The sequence below is a fragment of the Lentzea sp. genome (assembly GCF_036380075.1).
Lineage (GTDB): Bacteria > Actinomycetota > Actinomycetes > Mycobacteriales > Pseudonocardiaceae > Lentzea.
This window is the reverse complement of record NZ_DASVFL010000270.1, coordinates 1-14,461: the sequence shown is the minus strand read 5'-3', so window position 1 is coordinate 14,461 and position 14,461 is coordinate 1. Positions and strand designations below refer to the sequence as shown.

Genomic DNA, 14,461 nt, shown 5'->3' with positions numbered 1-14,461 from the left:
GGAGCCGCTCGAAACCACACCGGTTTCGAGCGGCTCCACGGCGTTGCGGGAGGACTTCAGGAAGCCAGGACGTGGTGCAGGTGCAGAACGTCACCGGGCCGGCCGGCCGCGGTGAAACCGAGTGCCTTCAACAGTTCCACGGTGTCCGCCAGCGCCGGGTTGGCCTCGCAGCGCAGCGCGTCGGCCCCCAGGCCGCTCGCGGTGGCGATGGCCCTGCGCACGCACATCATCCCGGCCAGTGAGCCGCCGGCGGCCGCCTCCGGCCGGATGGCGAGCCGCGTCAGGTAGACCGGCTTACCGGCAGCGGGGAACGTGTCCGGCGGCGCCTCGAACGGCGGGCTGTCCACGAGCGTGAACATCGCCGTCGCCAGCGGGCCGTCCCGCAGGAGGTGGACCCGGCCGGCGCCGACGTGCGCCGCGGTGCTGCCGGGGTTGCGCCGAGGTGCCGCGGTTCCGGTCCGTCCGGCCTGGAAGCGGTCGCTGGCGCACAGCAGGTCGTGCACCTCGGCCGGATCGGTGGCCACTTCCCAGCGATATCCCGTCATCGCACCTCCTCTTGGTCATGACCACGCTAGGAGCAGAACCGCGGATCAGCGGGCGGTTCCGGCATGGCCGCGGTAACTGGCATTCCGGTTACCCGCCGCCTACCCGCCGGTGCAGAAGATGAGTGGCACGAATGGAGGTTCCACGAGCGACAAGCCCTGGAGCTGAGCACTGGACGCGCGTTCACCACGACCACGACAAGGAGCCACCCGATGAAGGTGCTCATGCTGAGGCACAACTTCCACCAGCTGGTCCTCGACCACGCGGACGAGGTCTACGCGGTCCTGGACCCGTCGCCCGGCTGCCGCGCCCTGCCGCCCGCCACGCTCGCCCGCTTCGCCGGGGTCTACTGGATCTCGTCGTACGACTCGCTGGAGGAGCTGAGCGCCGTCGCGGCGGACCTCGTGACGCGCGGCGTCGAGATCGACCGCGTCGTCAGCTTCCCCGAGTTCACCCAGTACGCCGCCGGCTACCTCGCGCACCTGCTCGGCCTCGGCCACTTCACGTCGTCGGTCGCGCTGGCCACCCGCGACAAGCGGGTCACGAAGTTCCGCGCCGCGCAGGCCGGTGTCGCCACGGCCCGCTGGTACTCGATCCCGGACCTCGCCACCGCCGACCCCGCCGCGATCGGCAAGGCCGTCGGCTTCCCGCTGGTCCTCAAGCCGGCCGGGGGCTGGGGCACGGTGTCGACCGTGAAGGTCGACGGCCCCGCCGAGCTCGCGGAGGCGCTGCGGACCATCGCGGAGGACCTGCCCAGCCCGTTGTCCGCGCAGTTCGTCGCGGAGGAGTTCATCGCCGGCGAGGAGTTCCACGTCGACGCGGTGTGGCGGGACGGCCGGCCCTGGACCTTCCACGTCAGCCGCTACTTCTCGCCCCGCCTGCAGGCCTGGTCCGGACGGACGGCGCACGGCTCGGTGCTGCTGCGCGAGAGCGAGTTCCCCGACCTGTACGCCCAGCTCCTCAAGATCAGCACGCAGCTGAACGCCGCGGTGGGCGTCGAGCGCGGCCCGACCCACCTGGAGGTGTTCCGCGAGCACGGCACCGGGCGGCTGCTCGTCTCCGAGATCGCCTCGCGGGTGGGCGGCGCGAACGTCTCGGACGTCGTCAAGGCGCTGGACGGCGTGCACGGCGGGGTGGTCGCCCTGCACGAGCTGTTCGACGGCGACCGCGCGGACCTGCCGTTCACCCCGGGCCCCTACCCCGTGGTCGGCGGCCTCTGCCTGGTGCCGGAGCGGTCCGGCGTGATCGTCTCCATGCCGGACCGGTCCGAGCTGCTGGCGCACCCGAACGTGCTGGACGCCGTCAGCTACCACCGCGTGGGCGACCACGTGGACGCAGCGCACCCCTCGGACTGGTGCACGCTCCTCGTCATCGGCGCCGAGACGGAGTCCGACCTGGAACGGACCGCCCTCGACCTGTCCGAGGTCTTCGAGATCCGGACCGCGCCGGCCGGCGACCTCGAACCGGCCGGGCGACCCGCGTAGTCACGCGTCCAGGACGAACCGGGCGGCGGGCGAGAGGCGGTCGAGCGTCTCCCGCGTGGCGTGGCGCGCCTGGTCGAGCTGCTGCGGGTGGTGCCGCCGCGTGAAGCAGGCGTGCACCGCCCGCCGCGGCACCGCACTGCGGTTGCGCGTCCCGCCGTGCCACAGGTGGCCGTTGAAGATCAGCAACGACCCGGCGGGCGCCGTCACGAGCTGCTGGCCGGGGTGCGACGCCCACGGGTCCGCCAGCGCCTTCCGCGGATCGCGGCCCCACCGGTGCGAACCGGGCACGACCCTGAGGGCGCCGCTCCGCTCGGTCCAGTCGTCCAGGACCCACGCCGTGTTGCAGGTCCGGTAGTCGCCGGGAACCGGTGCGGCGCCGTCCCAGTCGGCGTGCAGCGGCTGCCGCCCCTCACCGGGGAACACGGCACGGCTGCTCACCGAGGACAGCTTGAAGTCGCCGAGGACGTGCTCGACGGCCGCGAGGACGACGGGGTGCGTGAACGTCGTCGTGAAGACCTCGCCCTTGTTGACCAGGTCGGCCAGGCGCCGGGCGCCGCCTCCCGCCACCGAGAGGACGTTGAGCCGTGCGCGCAGCGACTCGAGCAGGTAGCCGTTCAGCACGCCGGGGACGAAGGCGAAACCCTGCTCGTCGAGCTGGGCGGTGACCTCCCGCCCCGGCATCCCGGGCCGCACGCCGAGCTCCTCCAGCGCGCGCACCGATTCCATTTCCGGACGAACCAAGAGTTCCTGAACACCGCCCATGACGAAATTTCTAGCAGCTTCGCGGAAATCACCCAGTAATCGCCGGTCGCGAACCAGGTTACTGATCGGTGTGGACACCGTGGCAATTCATCGAAGCCACTTCCGAAACGCGTTGATAACGTCGCCCGGGCCGCAGCCGGCTCCGGTCGCCGAACCCACTACCCGAGGGAAGTCATGAGCTCACCCGCATCCTCGCTGACCGACGCGGTCCGCGAGATCCTCGCCCGCACCCTCCCCGACGGCGCCGCGCCGGCGGACGACGACGCCCCGCTGCGCGAGCTCGGTCTGAGCTCCCTGCGCATGGTGCGGGTGGTCGTGGCCCTGCGCGAGGAGCTCGGCACCGACCTGCCCGACGAGCTGCTGCGCCCGGAGACGTTCCACAGCGTGCGCACCCTCGTGTCCGCGGTCGAGGAGGGCGGCTCGCGGTAACCGGCCAGGTCGGCGGCGGTAACAGCACGGTCAGGGAACGGTAGCGCCGGGGAGAACAGTCAGCGTCGCATCGGTCTCCGGTTCTCTGCGAGGTGGTTCGCCGTGCGGTTCTCTCTCCTCGGTTCGCTCGAGGTCGTGGCTGATGGCCGACCCATCGCCGTCGGCGGTGTGCAGCAACGGCTGGCCCTGTCGTTGTTGCTGTTGCACCACAACTCCGTGGTGCCGACCCGCCAGATGCTCCAGGCGCTCTGGCCGGACGAGGTGCCGGCGTCGGCGCGCAAGATGCTGCACAACGCGGTGTCGGGCCTGCGCCGGGTGCTGGAGATGGGCGACCCCGCGGGTGAACGGCCGCAGCTGCTCACCCGCGCCCCCGGCTACCGCCTGCAGGTGCGGCCGGAGACGATCGACGTGGTGCGCTTCCAGAACCTTGCCGCGCAAGGACATCAGGCACTGGCCGCGGGCGAGTGGGAGTCGGCCTCGGTCCGGCTCCGGGAGGCACTGGAGCTGTGGCACGGGCCGCTGCTGCCCGACCTCGCCGAGCAGGGGTTCGACTGGCCGGAGGCCACCGTCCTGCGCAACGCCAGGCTGAACGCCCTGGAGGACCGGATCGAGGCCGACTTCCAGCTCGGCCGGTTCATGGAGCTGACCGGCGAGCTGGAGGCGCTGGCCGAGCAGGAACCGCTGCGGGAGGGGTTGTGCGCCAAGCTGATGCGCCTGCTCTACCAGCGCGGCCGGCAGGCGGACGCGCTGGCCGTCTACCGGCGGACCCGCGAGGCCCTGGTCGACCAGCTCGGGCTCGACCCGAGCCCGGAGCTCCAGGAGCTGGAGCTCGCGATCCTCAACCACGACGCCTCGCTGCTGGCCGCGCCGGCGGGCGGCCCCGCCAAGGCCGTCACCACGACGCGCGCCGCGGCCGAACCGGTCGCCGTCGACGAGATGCGGTGGACGACCGCGTTGCTGGTCTCGGCCAAGCCGGCGTTCGGCCGGACGCTGACGGGCGAGGACTTCGCCCTGCTGCGCGACCGGATCTGCGCGACGGTCGCGGAGGAATCCGGTGTGCGCTGGACGTACGCGGCCGTGGACGAGGGCGCGCTCGCCGGCTCCGAACCGGACGTCCCGCTCTGGCTGGTGACCTCCGAGCTCGACGCCGTGGACAGCGCCGCGTCGGGCCGGGCGGTGAGACTGGCCCGCTCGATCAACGCCCGTTTCAGCCCGGTTTCGGGTCTGGAACGCCCGGACGGCGGGTGGCTGCCGTTCGAGGTCCGCGTCGCCGTGGTGGCCGGCGAGGTGCACCTGCGGCGGGACGCCCGCCGCGGTGCGCGGCCGTGGATCTCGGCGGACCTCGCCGCGCGCTGCCGACAGCTGCTGGCGGACCCGGCGGCCGGTCCGATCGAGGTGTGCACCACCACGACGGAGGCGTTGCGCACGCCGGAAGGCCCCGAGCCGCCGCCGTTCCTGTGCCGCGACCACGAGCTGCGCGCCCTCGACCGGGCGCTCGCGTCGGCACGGGACTTCCGGCAGCCGCACCTGCTCACGGTGTTCGGCGAGGACGGCGCCGGGCGGAGCCGGCTGCTGCGCGAGTGGGCGCGGGGCCTGCGCGACGTCACGCTGCTCTCGGTGGCCTGCTCCCGCGGCGCCGACCCGGTGTCCGGGCTGGCCGCGCTGGTGAGGGCCGCCGCGGGCATCCACGCCGACGAACCCGCCCACGTGGTCGCCGCCCGGCTGACCGAGCTGATCTCCCGGCTGGTGGACAGCCACCGGGCGCCGTGGATGCTGGCCCACGTCGACGGTCTGCTCGGCCTGAACGACCCGCCGATCCCGGTGACCGCGGAGTCCTTCGACGCGCTCACGCAGTTCTTCGAGGCGCTGGCGCGCGCCAAGCCGTTGGTGCTGCTGGTCGACGACCTGCACGTCGCCGGTGACCTGGTGCCCGGCTTCCTGGACCACCTGCTGCGCTACTCCGCCGGGGTGCCGCTGCTGGTCGTGGCCAGCGCGCGGCCGGACCTCCTGACGCAGCACCCGTTCTGGCACAGCGGGATGGTGCGCGGCAGCTCGCTGTGCCTGAGCCCGCTGCCCGACGACGTGACCGCCGCGCTGCTGTGGCGGTCGTACCGGTCGACGGCGGGAACCCGCGGCACACCGGAACACTGCCCGGAGCACCTCCTGCCGTTCGTGGCCGAGCTCGGCGGCAACCCGCTGTTCGCGATCGAGTACGGCCGCATGCTCGCCACCCCGCCCGACGCCGTCCCGGCCAGGCCCGGCCTCACCCGCATCCCGTACGCGGTCCGGTCGCGGCTGGAATGCCTGCTCGACACCCTGCCCGCCGAGGCGAGGGCCGTCCTCTACGACGCCTCGCTCGTCGACGGCGACTTCACCGAGCGCGCCGTGGCCGTCCTGGCGACCGACGCGAGGTCGAGGCAGGCCGGCCGCTGGCTCCGGGTCCTGGTCCAGCGCGGCATCCTGCGCGCGGCCACCGGCTCCTCCGGCGCGACCGGCCGGTACTCCTTCGCGGACCCCCGGTTGCGCGAGGTGACGCGGGGGCGCGTGCCGGACGAAGTCCGTTCCCGGAAGGGAGATCTGCTCAAGGGGATGCCCAGGGTCCTCGACGCCGCACACCGGTGACACCGACGGAGGAAACCACCATGACCGACCACGCGTTCGCCGCCGTCCACACCCCGGCGGACTCCCTCGTCCCCCGCTGGCCGTCCCCGGTCGCGGCGCTCTCGCACTTCGGCCGCGTCCGCGGGCACCGGCCGTGGCTCACCTCCGTGACGCGGTCCGGCCGGGAGACCGCGCTGACGTTCGCCGAGGCGGACGGCGCGACGCGGGCCGTCGCCGCCCGGCTGACGGCGGAGCTCGGCTCCCGGCCCACGACGTTCGCGTTCGCGCCGGTCAACGACATCCCGTCGGTGCTGACCGTCCTCGGTGCGCTGCGGGCCGGGCACCGGGTCCTCATGCTGGGACCGGCCGACCCGCCGGAACGGACCTCGCAGCAGATCGCGGCCGCGGGCGCCGTCGCCGTGGTGCATGCGCCGGGCACGGAACCACCGCACGGAGCGAACGCCCTGCAACTACCGGACTGGCGGAAGATCCTGCGCGACGACCGGGCCGTCCAGTGGACCGATCCCCGCGTCGACGCCGCGCAGGACGCGCTCTACTTCGCCACCTCCGGTTCCACCGCGGCGTCCAAACTGGTCGCCCAGTCCCGGCTGAACGCGACCGCGAACGCCGAGGCCGTGCGCCGGCACCACCGGCTCACCTCCAGCAGCCGGGTGCTCGGCTGCCTGCCCGTGCACCACGTCAACGGCCTGCACTTCAGCGTTCTCGGCACCCTCATGGCGGGGGCCCAGCTCGTCCTCGCGGACTCGTTCTCGCCGCTGACCTACCCCGGCCTGGTCGAGCGCTACCGCCCGCACCTCGCCAGCGTCGTGCCGAGCGTGCTGGAGACGGTGCTGGAGGTGTGGGGCCGGCGCCGGCTGCCGCACGGGTTCCGCTACTTCCTCTCCGCCGCGGCACCGCTGCCCTCCGCCACGGCCAGGGCCGTCGCCGACCGCCTCGGAACGCGCGTCGTCCAGGGCTACGGGCTGTCGGAGACGACGAACTTCTCCACCACGCTGCCGCCCGACCTCCCCGGCGCCACGTACCGCGAGCTGATGCTGGACGCCGAGATCCCGTCCGTGGGCGTGGCGGTGCCGGGCAACGAGGTCGCCGTGCTCGACCCGAACGGACACCGCCTGCCGCCGGGAGAAGTCGGCGAGGTGTGCATGCGCGGGCTCAACGTGATGTCCCGCTACCTCGGCAACGACCAGGCCACGGGCGAGGCGTTCCAGGGCGGCTGGTTCCACTCGCAGGACCTCGGTTACCGCCTGCGGAAGGACAACAGGGACTTCTTCGTCCTCACCGGCAGGGTGAAGAACATCGCCAAGGTCGCCGGGGAAACCGTGTCGCTCGACGAGATGGACCGCGCGTTGCGCGCTCTCCCCCAGGTTCGCGACGCGGCGTGCGTCGCGCTGCCCGACCGTTTCGCGGGAGAACGGATCGTGGCCGCGGTCGTGACGAACGGCGACGACGGTCCCGAGATCGCGAAGGCGCTCCGGCTCCTGTTCTCCGAAGCCGTGGTCCCCGAACGGTTCATCGCACTCGACCGCATCCCCAGGACCCCCACGGGAAAGGTCCTGCGCCCGGAGCTCCGCTCGGTTCTGCAGCACCGCGAGGAGCAGACCACCCGGCGGGCGTGACGTCGGACGTCTCCCGTCTGTCCTTTCCGGACCGGCGGGAGACGGTTCCCGAAGTGCGTTCAGATCGCGTCGACGGTGACCCGCACGCCGGCGCAGGCGGCGAGGGCCCGGGACCGCGCCTCGACCGTCGACGCCCCCTCCACCAGGAGGAAACCCGCGTCGTGCGCGGTCAGCAGATCCCCTGGCTCGTAGGGGAAGAAGACTTCGAGCACCCCGGGCGACGTGCTCGCCTCGGCCAGTCCGGCGACCGACACCAGCCGGCCCGGTCCCGGCCGCAGGAACTGCACCGTGGCGGACCGGGCCGCCGACGGCTTCAGGACCGGTCCGTCCGTGAGCATCCGGCTCAGCTCGGTCTCCAGGTCCAGGCCCGTGCAGAACTCCAGCAGCGACAGGAACCCGTCGGGCCCGAACCAGGTGTGCACGGAGTCGACGTGCGGACCGCTGTCGGTGAGCACCACGGTCACGTGCGCCGGACCTCGCTCGTACCCCGCGAGATCGAGCAGGGACGTGACCGCGGCCAGGACGGCCGCCTCCTGCCGCGAGGGCAGCGGTGCCGGGTGCAGCAGGTACTCGGGCGACGTGGCCGTGACGCCGACGACCTGGTGCATCCCCTCGAAGGTCAGCGTCGTGACCACGAACGCCGCCACGCCGGGCTCCGCGTCGACCGGGCAGGAGAAGTCGCACTGCGGACAGGGCCGGTGCTCGACGTCGTCCGTCCCGTTCCCGCACAACGCGATCTCCTGCCCGCGCAGGGCGGCGAAGAACCCGACGTCCGCCGGAGCCGCGTCCACCTCCGCGCGCCGCTTGCCCTCCAGCCGGGTGAGCATCCGCACGGCGGCGGACGGTCCCGGCATCAGCATCGACTGCCGGCTCAGGCCGTGCGACCGGCCGCACCGGCACAGCACGTGACCGATCCGGTTGCGGCGGACCGTCCTCACCACCAGCACGTCGAGCGCGGCCTGGTCACCGAGGTCGACGGACAGCAGCTGCTTCACCGCCGAGTCGATCAGCCGGAGCTGGCTCCCGTCGTACCGGCTCGGGTCGACGACGGCCCAGACGTCGAGCCCCGCCTTCACCGCCTTGAGGACGAACCCCGGACTCGGCTGAACCACGAGAACGCGGATCGGCCACGGCGCCTCCGCACCGAAACCAGGGACACCACCCCGGGTCGTCTTGCTCAGCCGGCCAAACCCAGCCACCACACCTCCACCATGTGCTTCTGGCGCCGAGCCCGGGTTCCACGCCCGCGAGGTCTCGGCACCGCCCCCATGCGGGAGTCCGGGCGCACCTCCGGACTCCGTCGCGTTCGCGACCACCGCGGCCCCGGTGGCGGCGCCCGAGCACCTGCCGGTCGGGCGGCGGCTCGAACTGCGTGCGCCAGGCGATTCTTCACCCGTGCGTTCCCCAACGGATCCTGATCCGTACCCCCGGCGCCCCGGATCACCCGTCTGCCTCGCGTCTCCCGCTCACCGGACGCCGCCGGCCCGTTCCCGGCGTGGTCACGGGCAGGGGTATCGAGGCCGGAACGACCCGGTAACGGATTCGAGCAGAATGGAACTCAAGGAAGATCCCTGCACACGACTGAGCGGAGTTCTCATGCGCTGCAAGATGGTTGGTCTCGTCCTCGCCCTGGTCGCCACCGCGGGCGCACTGACCACCGCCGCGTCAGCCGTCACGCCCGAGCACGGCCAGTCCGTCGCCGCGGTGCGGCAGGACGTGCAGAACGACGGCGGCGGCGAGGGCCCCAACCGCTGACAACGATGTCAGCAGGATCGGCGGAACCGCGTGCCGATCCCCAGTTCGTCGAACAGGTCGTCGGCCTGCCGCCGCCGTTCCGCGGCGGCGGCGCCGTCCCCGATCGCCTCGTGGGCCTGCGCCAGTCCATGCAGGGCACGGGCCCGTTCGACCTGGTAGTTGGCTTCGGAGGCGATCCGGTGCGCGCTGGTGTGCAGCTGCAACGCCGCCAGGCCGCGACCGTCGGCCAGCTCCAGGCCGCCGAGGATGTTCTCGATCCTGGCCTGCCTGATCGGCGTCCTGCTGGTCCGGCCGAGGGTGAGCGCCTTGCCGGCCAGGGCGACGAAGCGGTCGTGGTCACCCCGGCGATGAGCCGCTTTCGCCGCCAGCGCCAGCACCAGGGCGCGGTCCGCGGCGGGTGAGGTGTCGTCGACGAGCTCCATCGCCTGGTCGAGCCACCTCTGCGCCTCGTCGTCCTGGTCCAGCCCGAGGTGGGCGGTCGCGAGGTCCGCCAACGACACCAGCTCGTTGTCCCTGGCCCCGAGCTCCCGGTTGAGCTCCAGCGCCCTGCGCGCCGCGGCGGCGGCCTCCTCGAAGTGGCCCCACTGCTCGTAGAGCGTGCTGAGGTTGGTGAGCGACTCGGCCTCCGCCCGGCTGGCACCGAGCTCCCGCTTGAGCGCGATCGACTGCTGCAGCCGCGACAACGCCTCGTCGAACCTGCCGAGCGCGCCCAGCAGCGCACCGAGCACACCGGTGTCCTTGGCCTCCCCGCGCCGGTCCCCGAGCCGGACGGCGAGGTGCAGCCCCTCGGTCGCCGCGGTGATGCCGTCGTAGAAACGTCCGAGCTTCCAGTCCGCGATGGCCAGGTTGGACAGGCTCACCCGCAGCAGTGCGTCGTGCCCGAGCTTGCGCGACGCCGCCACGGCGATCCCGGCGATCTCCCGGTACTCCTCGAACTGGCCCTTGGCGTCGAACTGGAAGACGGCGTTGCGGGCCAGTGCCGCGGCGTGGCGGTGCAGCCCCATCCGGTAGGCGAGCATCACCGCGTTGCGCAGCGCGTTCTGTTCCCGGGCAAGCCATTCCCTGGCGTGGTCGCCGTCGCGCAGCAGCGGCAGGCTGGCGCCGTCGTCCCGCAGCTCCGACTCCAGCGCCACCCGGCCGGGGAACGCGAGGTCGCAGGCCAGGTCGGTGGCCAGCACGTAGTAGCCGAGCAGCCGGGCGACCGCCGCTTCGTCCTCCAGCTGACCGTGCTCGCCCTCGTGGGCGCTGTCGCGGTCCACCCGCTGGTGCCCGAGCCGCCGGGCGAAGCTGCGGACCAGGTCGTGGAAGGCGTAGTAGCTCAGCTCGTGCTGCTGGATCAGGTGCACGTCCAGCAGGTGCTCCATGATCTCCTCGGCTTCCTCCACCCCCGTGCCGAGCAGCGCCGCCGCCGAGCGGGCCTCTATGTTGTTGTGCCCGGGATGCAGCGCCAGCAGGCGCAGGGCCGCGCGGTGCTTGGACGTGAGTCCCAGGTAGGACAGCTTCAGGGTCAGCTCGACACTGCGCTCGCCCGAACGCAGCTCGTCGAGCCTGCGCGACTCGTTGCCGAGCCGTTCGACGAGGTAGGCGATGGTCCACCGCGGCCGGTTGTGCAGCCGCGCCGCGGCGATCCGCAACGCGAGCGGCAGGTGCCCGCACAGCTCCGCCAGTGCCGCGGCAGCCGCGGGCTCGGCGGCCACACGCTTCTCCCCCAGCGTGTCGACGAGCATCGCGAGACTGCTGACGGACGACATCGTCCCGAGCGAGATCCAGTACGCGCTGTCCAGGTCGACCAGCCGCCCCCGGCTCGTGACCAGCATCATCGAGTTCGCACCCGGCGGCAGCAACGGCCGGACCTGCGCGGCACTGCCGGCGTTGTCGAGCAGGAGCAACAACCGCCGTTGCGCGGCGATCGCCCGCCACTCGGCAACCTTGCCGTGGGCGTCACCGGGAATGCGGTCACCGGGCACACCGAGCTGCCGCAACAACGTCTCGGCCACCGCGTCGACGCTCAACGGCGGCTGCTGCTGCGTGAACCCGCGCAGATCCACGTACAACTGCCCGTCGGGGTACTGCTCAGCAAGCAGATAAGCGGCCCGAACAGCCAACGAAGTCTTGCCGATGCCACCCATGCCGTCGATCGCCACGATGCGACCACCCGCTTCGCGCGCGTAGTCGAGCAAGTCGTGCAACTCGCGCTCACGCCCGGTGAAGTCCCGTAAGTCGTAAGGCAAGGAGCACACCGACGCGCCACCCTCAGCCGCCGGCTCACTGGAAGCACGCGACTGCTGCGGCGCGGTCAACGACGGGTCGTTGCGCAGAATCGCGTCCCGCAACTCCGTCAACCGGACGTCCGGGTCGATCCCCAGCTCGTCGGCCAGCAACCGCCGCACGTGGTTGTAGGCCTCCAGCGCCTCGGCCTGCCGGCCGGACCGGAACAACGCCAGCATCAGCTGGAAGTGCAACGTCTCCCGCAACGGGTACGCCGCCACCAGCTCGACGAGGTCCCCGACGAGCTCGCCCGCCTCACCGTTGCCCAGCCGCAGTTCCATGAGCTGCTCGACAGCAGCCAGCCGCCGTTCCTCCAACGCGGCGGACGCGGCGTCGATCAACCGGCCACCGTCACCCGACAGAACAGGCCCACGCCACAAGGCAAGCGCTTGCCGCAACAGAGAAGCCGTCTCGGCCACCGACCCGGCGGCCGCCGCCTCACGAGCCTGAGCGAGCAACGCCAGGAACAGGTCGAGGTCCAGGTGCACCCACCCGGTGACGGCCCGGTACCCGGAGCCCTCGGTGGTGATCAGCCCGGCCCCGCCGGGAATGACCTGCCGCAGCTTGGCCACGGCCTTGCGAACCTGGTGCCCGGCGGTAGCGGGAGGCCCGTCGTCCCAGACGGCCTCGACCAGGCGCGAGATGGACAGCACCTGTCCGGGCTCGAGCAGCAGGCTCACGAGCACACGCTCGTGCACGGGCCCGCCAAGTCTCAAACGCGTCGTGCCGGCCCAGCACTCGAGCAATCCCAGGATGTTGAACCGCAGCTGTGGCTCAGAATGTGACAACGGTGCATGCTCCAGACTCTCACGGCGCACTAGGCCCGGCAGCGCCCACACCAGCGGCGCAGTTGCTTCGCCCGTTTCACATCAATCCCGGACACACCCCCGTTCAGCCTACCGGCGATAAGCACAACGGCCGCAGCCAAACCCTTGCCCGGACCCCGTCTCAACCGGCACGAGTTCCACATTAGCGTCGGTTTCCGATATTTGCACGACCAGACCAATTCACGTCTCATTAGGCCTCGCCATCCCTTGCCCAAGGCAACGGTCTATACACCACAGCCTTAGCCGACAGCTCGTCAGCATTCACTCGAATCGACGTTGACAGCCGAGGAAACGCGCAGGTGACGATCCCGACAACGTAACGAATACGACAAACTGGACACGCACGCCACCACAAAACACCTGAACCGACAGCTCAGCCGCCCCTTGTGCCCGATCCGCAGCGCCGACCAGCCCGAAATAAATCCGTTTCCCCACACCTGAGCAAGCACTCTCCGACCGATATCGATATCAGTCATCCGACGAATGCCCGACCGGACCTCACCCGTTTTGTGAACGGTCAACCGAGTGCGCCATCGACCACCCGTTCACAACACCAGCCACAACCATGCACCCGCACAACCGATGTTCGCGTCGGCAATACCTGCCTACGCCTGAACCGCGTCGTAGAACGACTTCGCAAGCCCACGCAACGGCCCGCGGCACTCCTCCGATCTCGGCGCCGGCTTGTACTCGAGGATCAACACGGCGTTGACGTCGATGACCGGTCCCGACCACGAAAGCCGCCCACGCGATTGGCCGACTGAGCACACGACCAGCGTTCCAGGCCGGATCGACTACAGGACAGGGACGACACCGGCCGGTTCGGCTTCGTCGCCGTCGAGGGCTGGATGGACTGCCGATGGAGCGAGCGAGACGGTCAGCCGTTCGTCGAGTTCACCTGGGACGGAAGCGACGAGGGCGATCAGATCAGCGGTAGCGGCTGGGCGGGCCTGGCCGAGGACGGCACGCTGACCGGACGCCTGTTCATCCACATGGGCGACGAGTCAGGCTTCACCGCGACACCGTCCACCAAGAGCGAAAAGCGCAACGGGGTTTGAGCAAGCGACACACGAGTGCAACTGGCGTCTACCTGACTGTCCGCGGAAGTTCGGCAAGACGCTCACCAGCGACACGCTCGCGTGATCAGCCTGTGGATGATGAAAAGTACTTCACAGCCTGCAGCCCCAGACGCCGCGTCCAGCACCGCACGCAGTTCGGTCACACGGTCCCTCGGCTTTGCTTCGGTCACCTGACAAACGCTCTAGCACTGCCGTCTGCATCGCCTCAAGGTGACTGCTCACGGCTGAGGCGGCTCGTATCCAATCGGCACGCGACGATTGCGCCGGGGAGCATCGGGCCACACGTGACGTGCGATCCAGACGTTCAAGAAGAGGAACGCGATCGCGAAGCCGAAGGTGCACAACGAGCCCAGGAGAACTTGGCCTTCCGACCGCACGTCCGGCTCCAACGGCCTGCCATGCCGCACGGTGTGGACGGCGTACTGCTTGCCGATGTCCTCTGGTGTCAGCCACCCCGTCACGGTCGACGTGTACGTCTCTCCACTCGACCTGATCCGGACTTCGGCCCGGCACTCGTAGTAGAAGCCGAAGCCCCGCAACGCCACCGGGCCGCGGCGTTCGCAGGACTTCGCCGTGGCCACCAGATCGGCTTTCGTCAGGTCACCTGGTTCGACCTGGTTCCAGAAGTAGTTGAAGACCGTGGCACCGAGCAGGTAGCCCAGCAACGGAACGATCAGGGCGACAAGGATGCGCCGGAGAGCGTTCACCCGCCCCGCTCCTCTTTCTCCTGATCTGCTTTCAGCTCGCGCCAGTCCTTCCAGCCTCGGTTGTCGACGATCTTCGCACCTTCCTTGCGAAACTCTTCGGCCATGGCGGAGCCGATGTCCTTCGGCAGGCCTGTGACGCCATCGACGACAACCTTCTTCGCGCCGGCTCCCGCGTCCCTCACCATGGCGCCGACGTTGAAGTCCTTCATCGCCCGCGCGATGTCCGCATTCGCGCCCTGCTTCAGCACGGTCACGAAGTCATCGCCGCGTTTGGCGAGGTTGACGCTGGCGTTGGCGAGGACGTCGTCAAGCTTCTTGAACAGACCGCCCGCCTTGCCGAACGCCCTGGTGAGCTTCCGGCACCACTCG

Annotated in this window: 12 protein-coding genes; 6 read left to right on the top strand and 6 right to left on the bottom strand. The window is 70.9% G+C overall.

The window, feature by feature from the left end; translation table 11 throughout:
* Window positions 1–56 precede the first annotated feature (56 nt).
* Window positions 57–545, bottom strand: a complete 489-nt coding sequence (locus VF330_RS29175) for a hypothetical protein (RefSeq protein ID WP_330854901.1) — start codon at window positions 543–545, stop codon at window positions 57–59.
* A gap of 210 nt (window positions 546–755) precedes the next feature.
* On the opposite strand from VF330_RS29175, the gene VF330_RS29170 reads away from it, so the two are divergent.
* On the top strand, window positions 756–2,027 hold the full coding sequence (locus tag VF330_RS29170) for an ATP-grasp domain-containing protein (protein WP_330854900.1): 1,272 nt from the start codon (window positions 756–758) through the stop codon (window positions 2,025–2,027).
* Here the strand turns inward: VF330_RS29170 and VF330_RS29165 are convergent, their stop codons facing one another.
* A complete protein-coding gene (locus VF330_RS29165) occupies window positions 2,028–2,753 on the bottom strand; it encodes a phytanoyl-CoA dioxygenase family protein (RefSeq protein ID WP_330854899.1) in 726 nt (241 codons plus the stop codon).
* A 210-nt stretch (window positions 2,754–2,963) separates the two neighbouring features.
* Here VF330_RS29165 and VF330_RS29160 point away from each other — a divergent pair, with 210 nt between their 5' ends.
* The 3 genes from VF330_RS29160 to VF330_RS29150 all read left to right on the top strand — a co-directional run bounded on the left by VF330_RS29160 (window position 2,964) and on the right by VF330_RS29150 (window position 7,456).
* Window positions 2,964–3,218, top strand: coding sequence for a phosphopantetheine-binding protein (locus VF330_RS29160; RefSeq protein WP_330854898.1), 255 nt, complete (start codon window positions 2,964–2,966; stop codon window positions 3,216–3,218).
* Between the two features lie 102 nt (window positions 3,219–3,320).
* Entirely contained in the window at window positions 3,321–5,840 is a 2,520-nt protein-coding gene (locus VF330_RS29155; RefSeq protein WP_330854897.1) for a BTAD domain-containing putative transcriptional regulator, read from the top strand.
* 20 nt (window positions 5,841–5,860) lie between these two features.
* Entirely contained in the window at window positions 5,861–7,456 is a 1,596-nt protein-coding gene (locus tag VF330_RS29150; RefSeq protein ID WP_330854896.1) for a fatty acid--CoA ligase family protein, read from the top strand.
* Between the two features lie 59 nt (window positions 7,457–7,515).
* Here the strand turns inward: VF330_RS29150 and VF330_RS29145 are convergent, their stop codons facing one another.
* Entirely contained in the window at window positions 7,516–8,568 is a 1,053-nt protein-coding gene (locus VF330_RS29145) for a hypothetical protein (RefSeq protein ID WP_330854895.1), read from the bottom strand.
* Between the two features lie 484 nt (window positions 8,569–9,052).
* Here VF330_RS29145 and VF330_RS29140 point away from each other — a divergent pair, with 484 nt between their 5' ends.
* The gene (locus tag VF330_RS29140) at window positions 9,053–9,211 is read left to right on the top strand and encodes a hypothetical protein (protein ID WP_330854894.1); all 159 of its coding nucleotides are present in this window, start codon (window positions 9,053–9,055) and stop codon (window positions 9,209–9,211) included.
* An 8-nt stretch (window positions 9,212–9,219) separates the two neighbouring features.
* Here VF330_RS29140 and VF330_RS29135 read toward each other — a convergent pair whose 3' ends face one another.
* Window positions 9,220–12,159 carry an AfsR/SARP family transcriptional regulator gene (locus VF330_RS29135; protein ID WP_330854893.1) on the bottom strand — a complete coding sequence of 980 codons (2,940 nt, stop codon included), beginning with the start codon at window positions 12,157–12,159 and terminating at the stop codon, window positions 9,220–9,222.
* Between the two features lie 995 nt (window positions 12,160–13,154).
* On the opposite strand from VF330_RS29135, the gene VF330_RS29130 reads away from it, so the two are divergent.
* A complete protein-coding gene (locus tag VF330_RS29130) occupies window positions 13,155–13,364 on the top strand; it encodes a hypothetical protein (RefSeq protein WP_330854892.1) in 210 nt (69 codons plus the stop codon).
* A 239-nt stretch (window positions 13,365–13,603) separates the two neighbouring features.
* On the opposite strand, the gene VF330_RS29125 is transcribed toward VF330_RS29130, so the two are convergent.
* Both VF330_RS29125 and VF330_RS29120 read right to left on the bottom strand, forming a co-directional pair.
* Window positions 13,604–14,092: a DUF6346 domain-containing protein gene (locus VF330_RS29125; RefSeq protein WP_330854891.1), complete on the bottom strand. Its 489-nt coding sequence runs from the start codon at window positions 14,090–14,092 to the stop codon at window positions 13,604–13,606.
* Window positions 14,089–14,461 (bottom strand): hypothetical protein (locus tag VF330_RS29120; protein ID WP_330854890.1); only part of this gene is annotated, 373 nt, incomplete at its 5' end. The genes VF330_RS29125 and VF330_RS29120, both read right to left, overlap by 4 nt.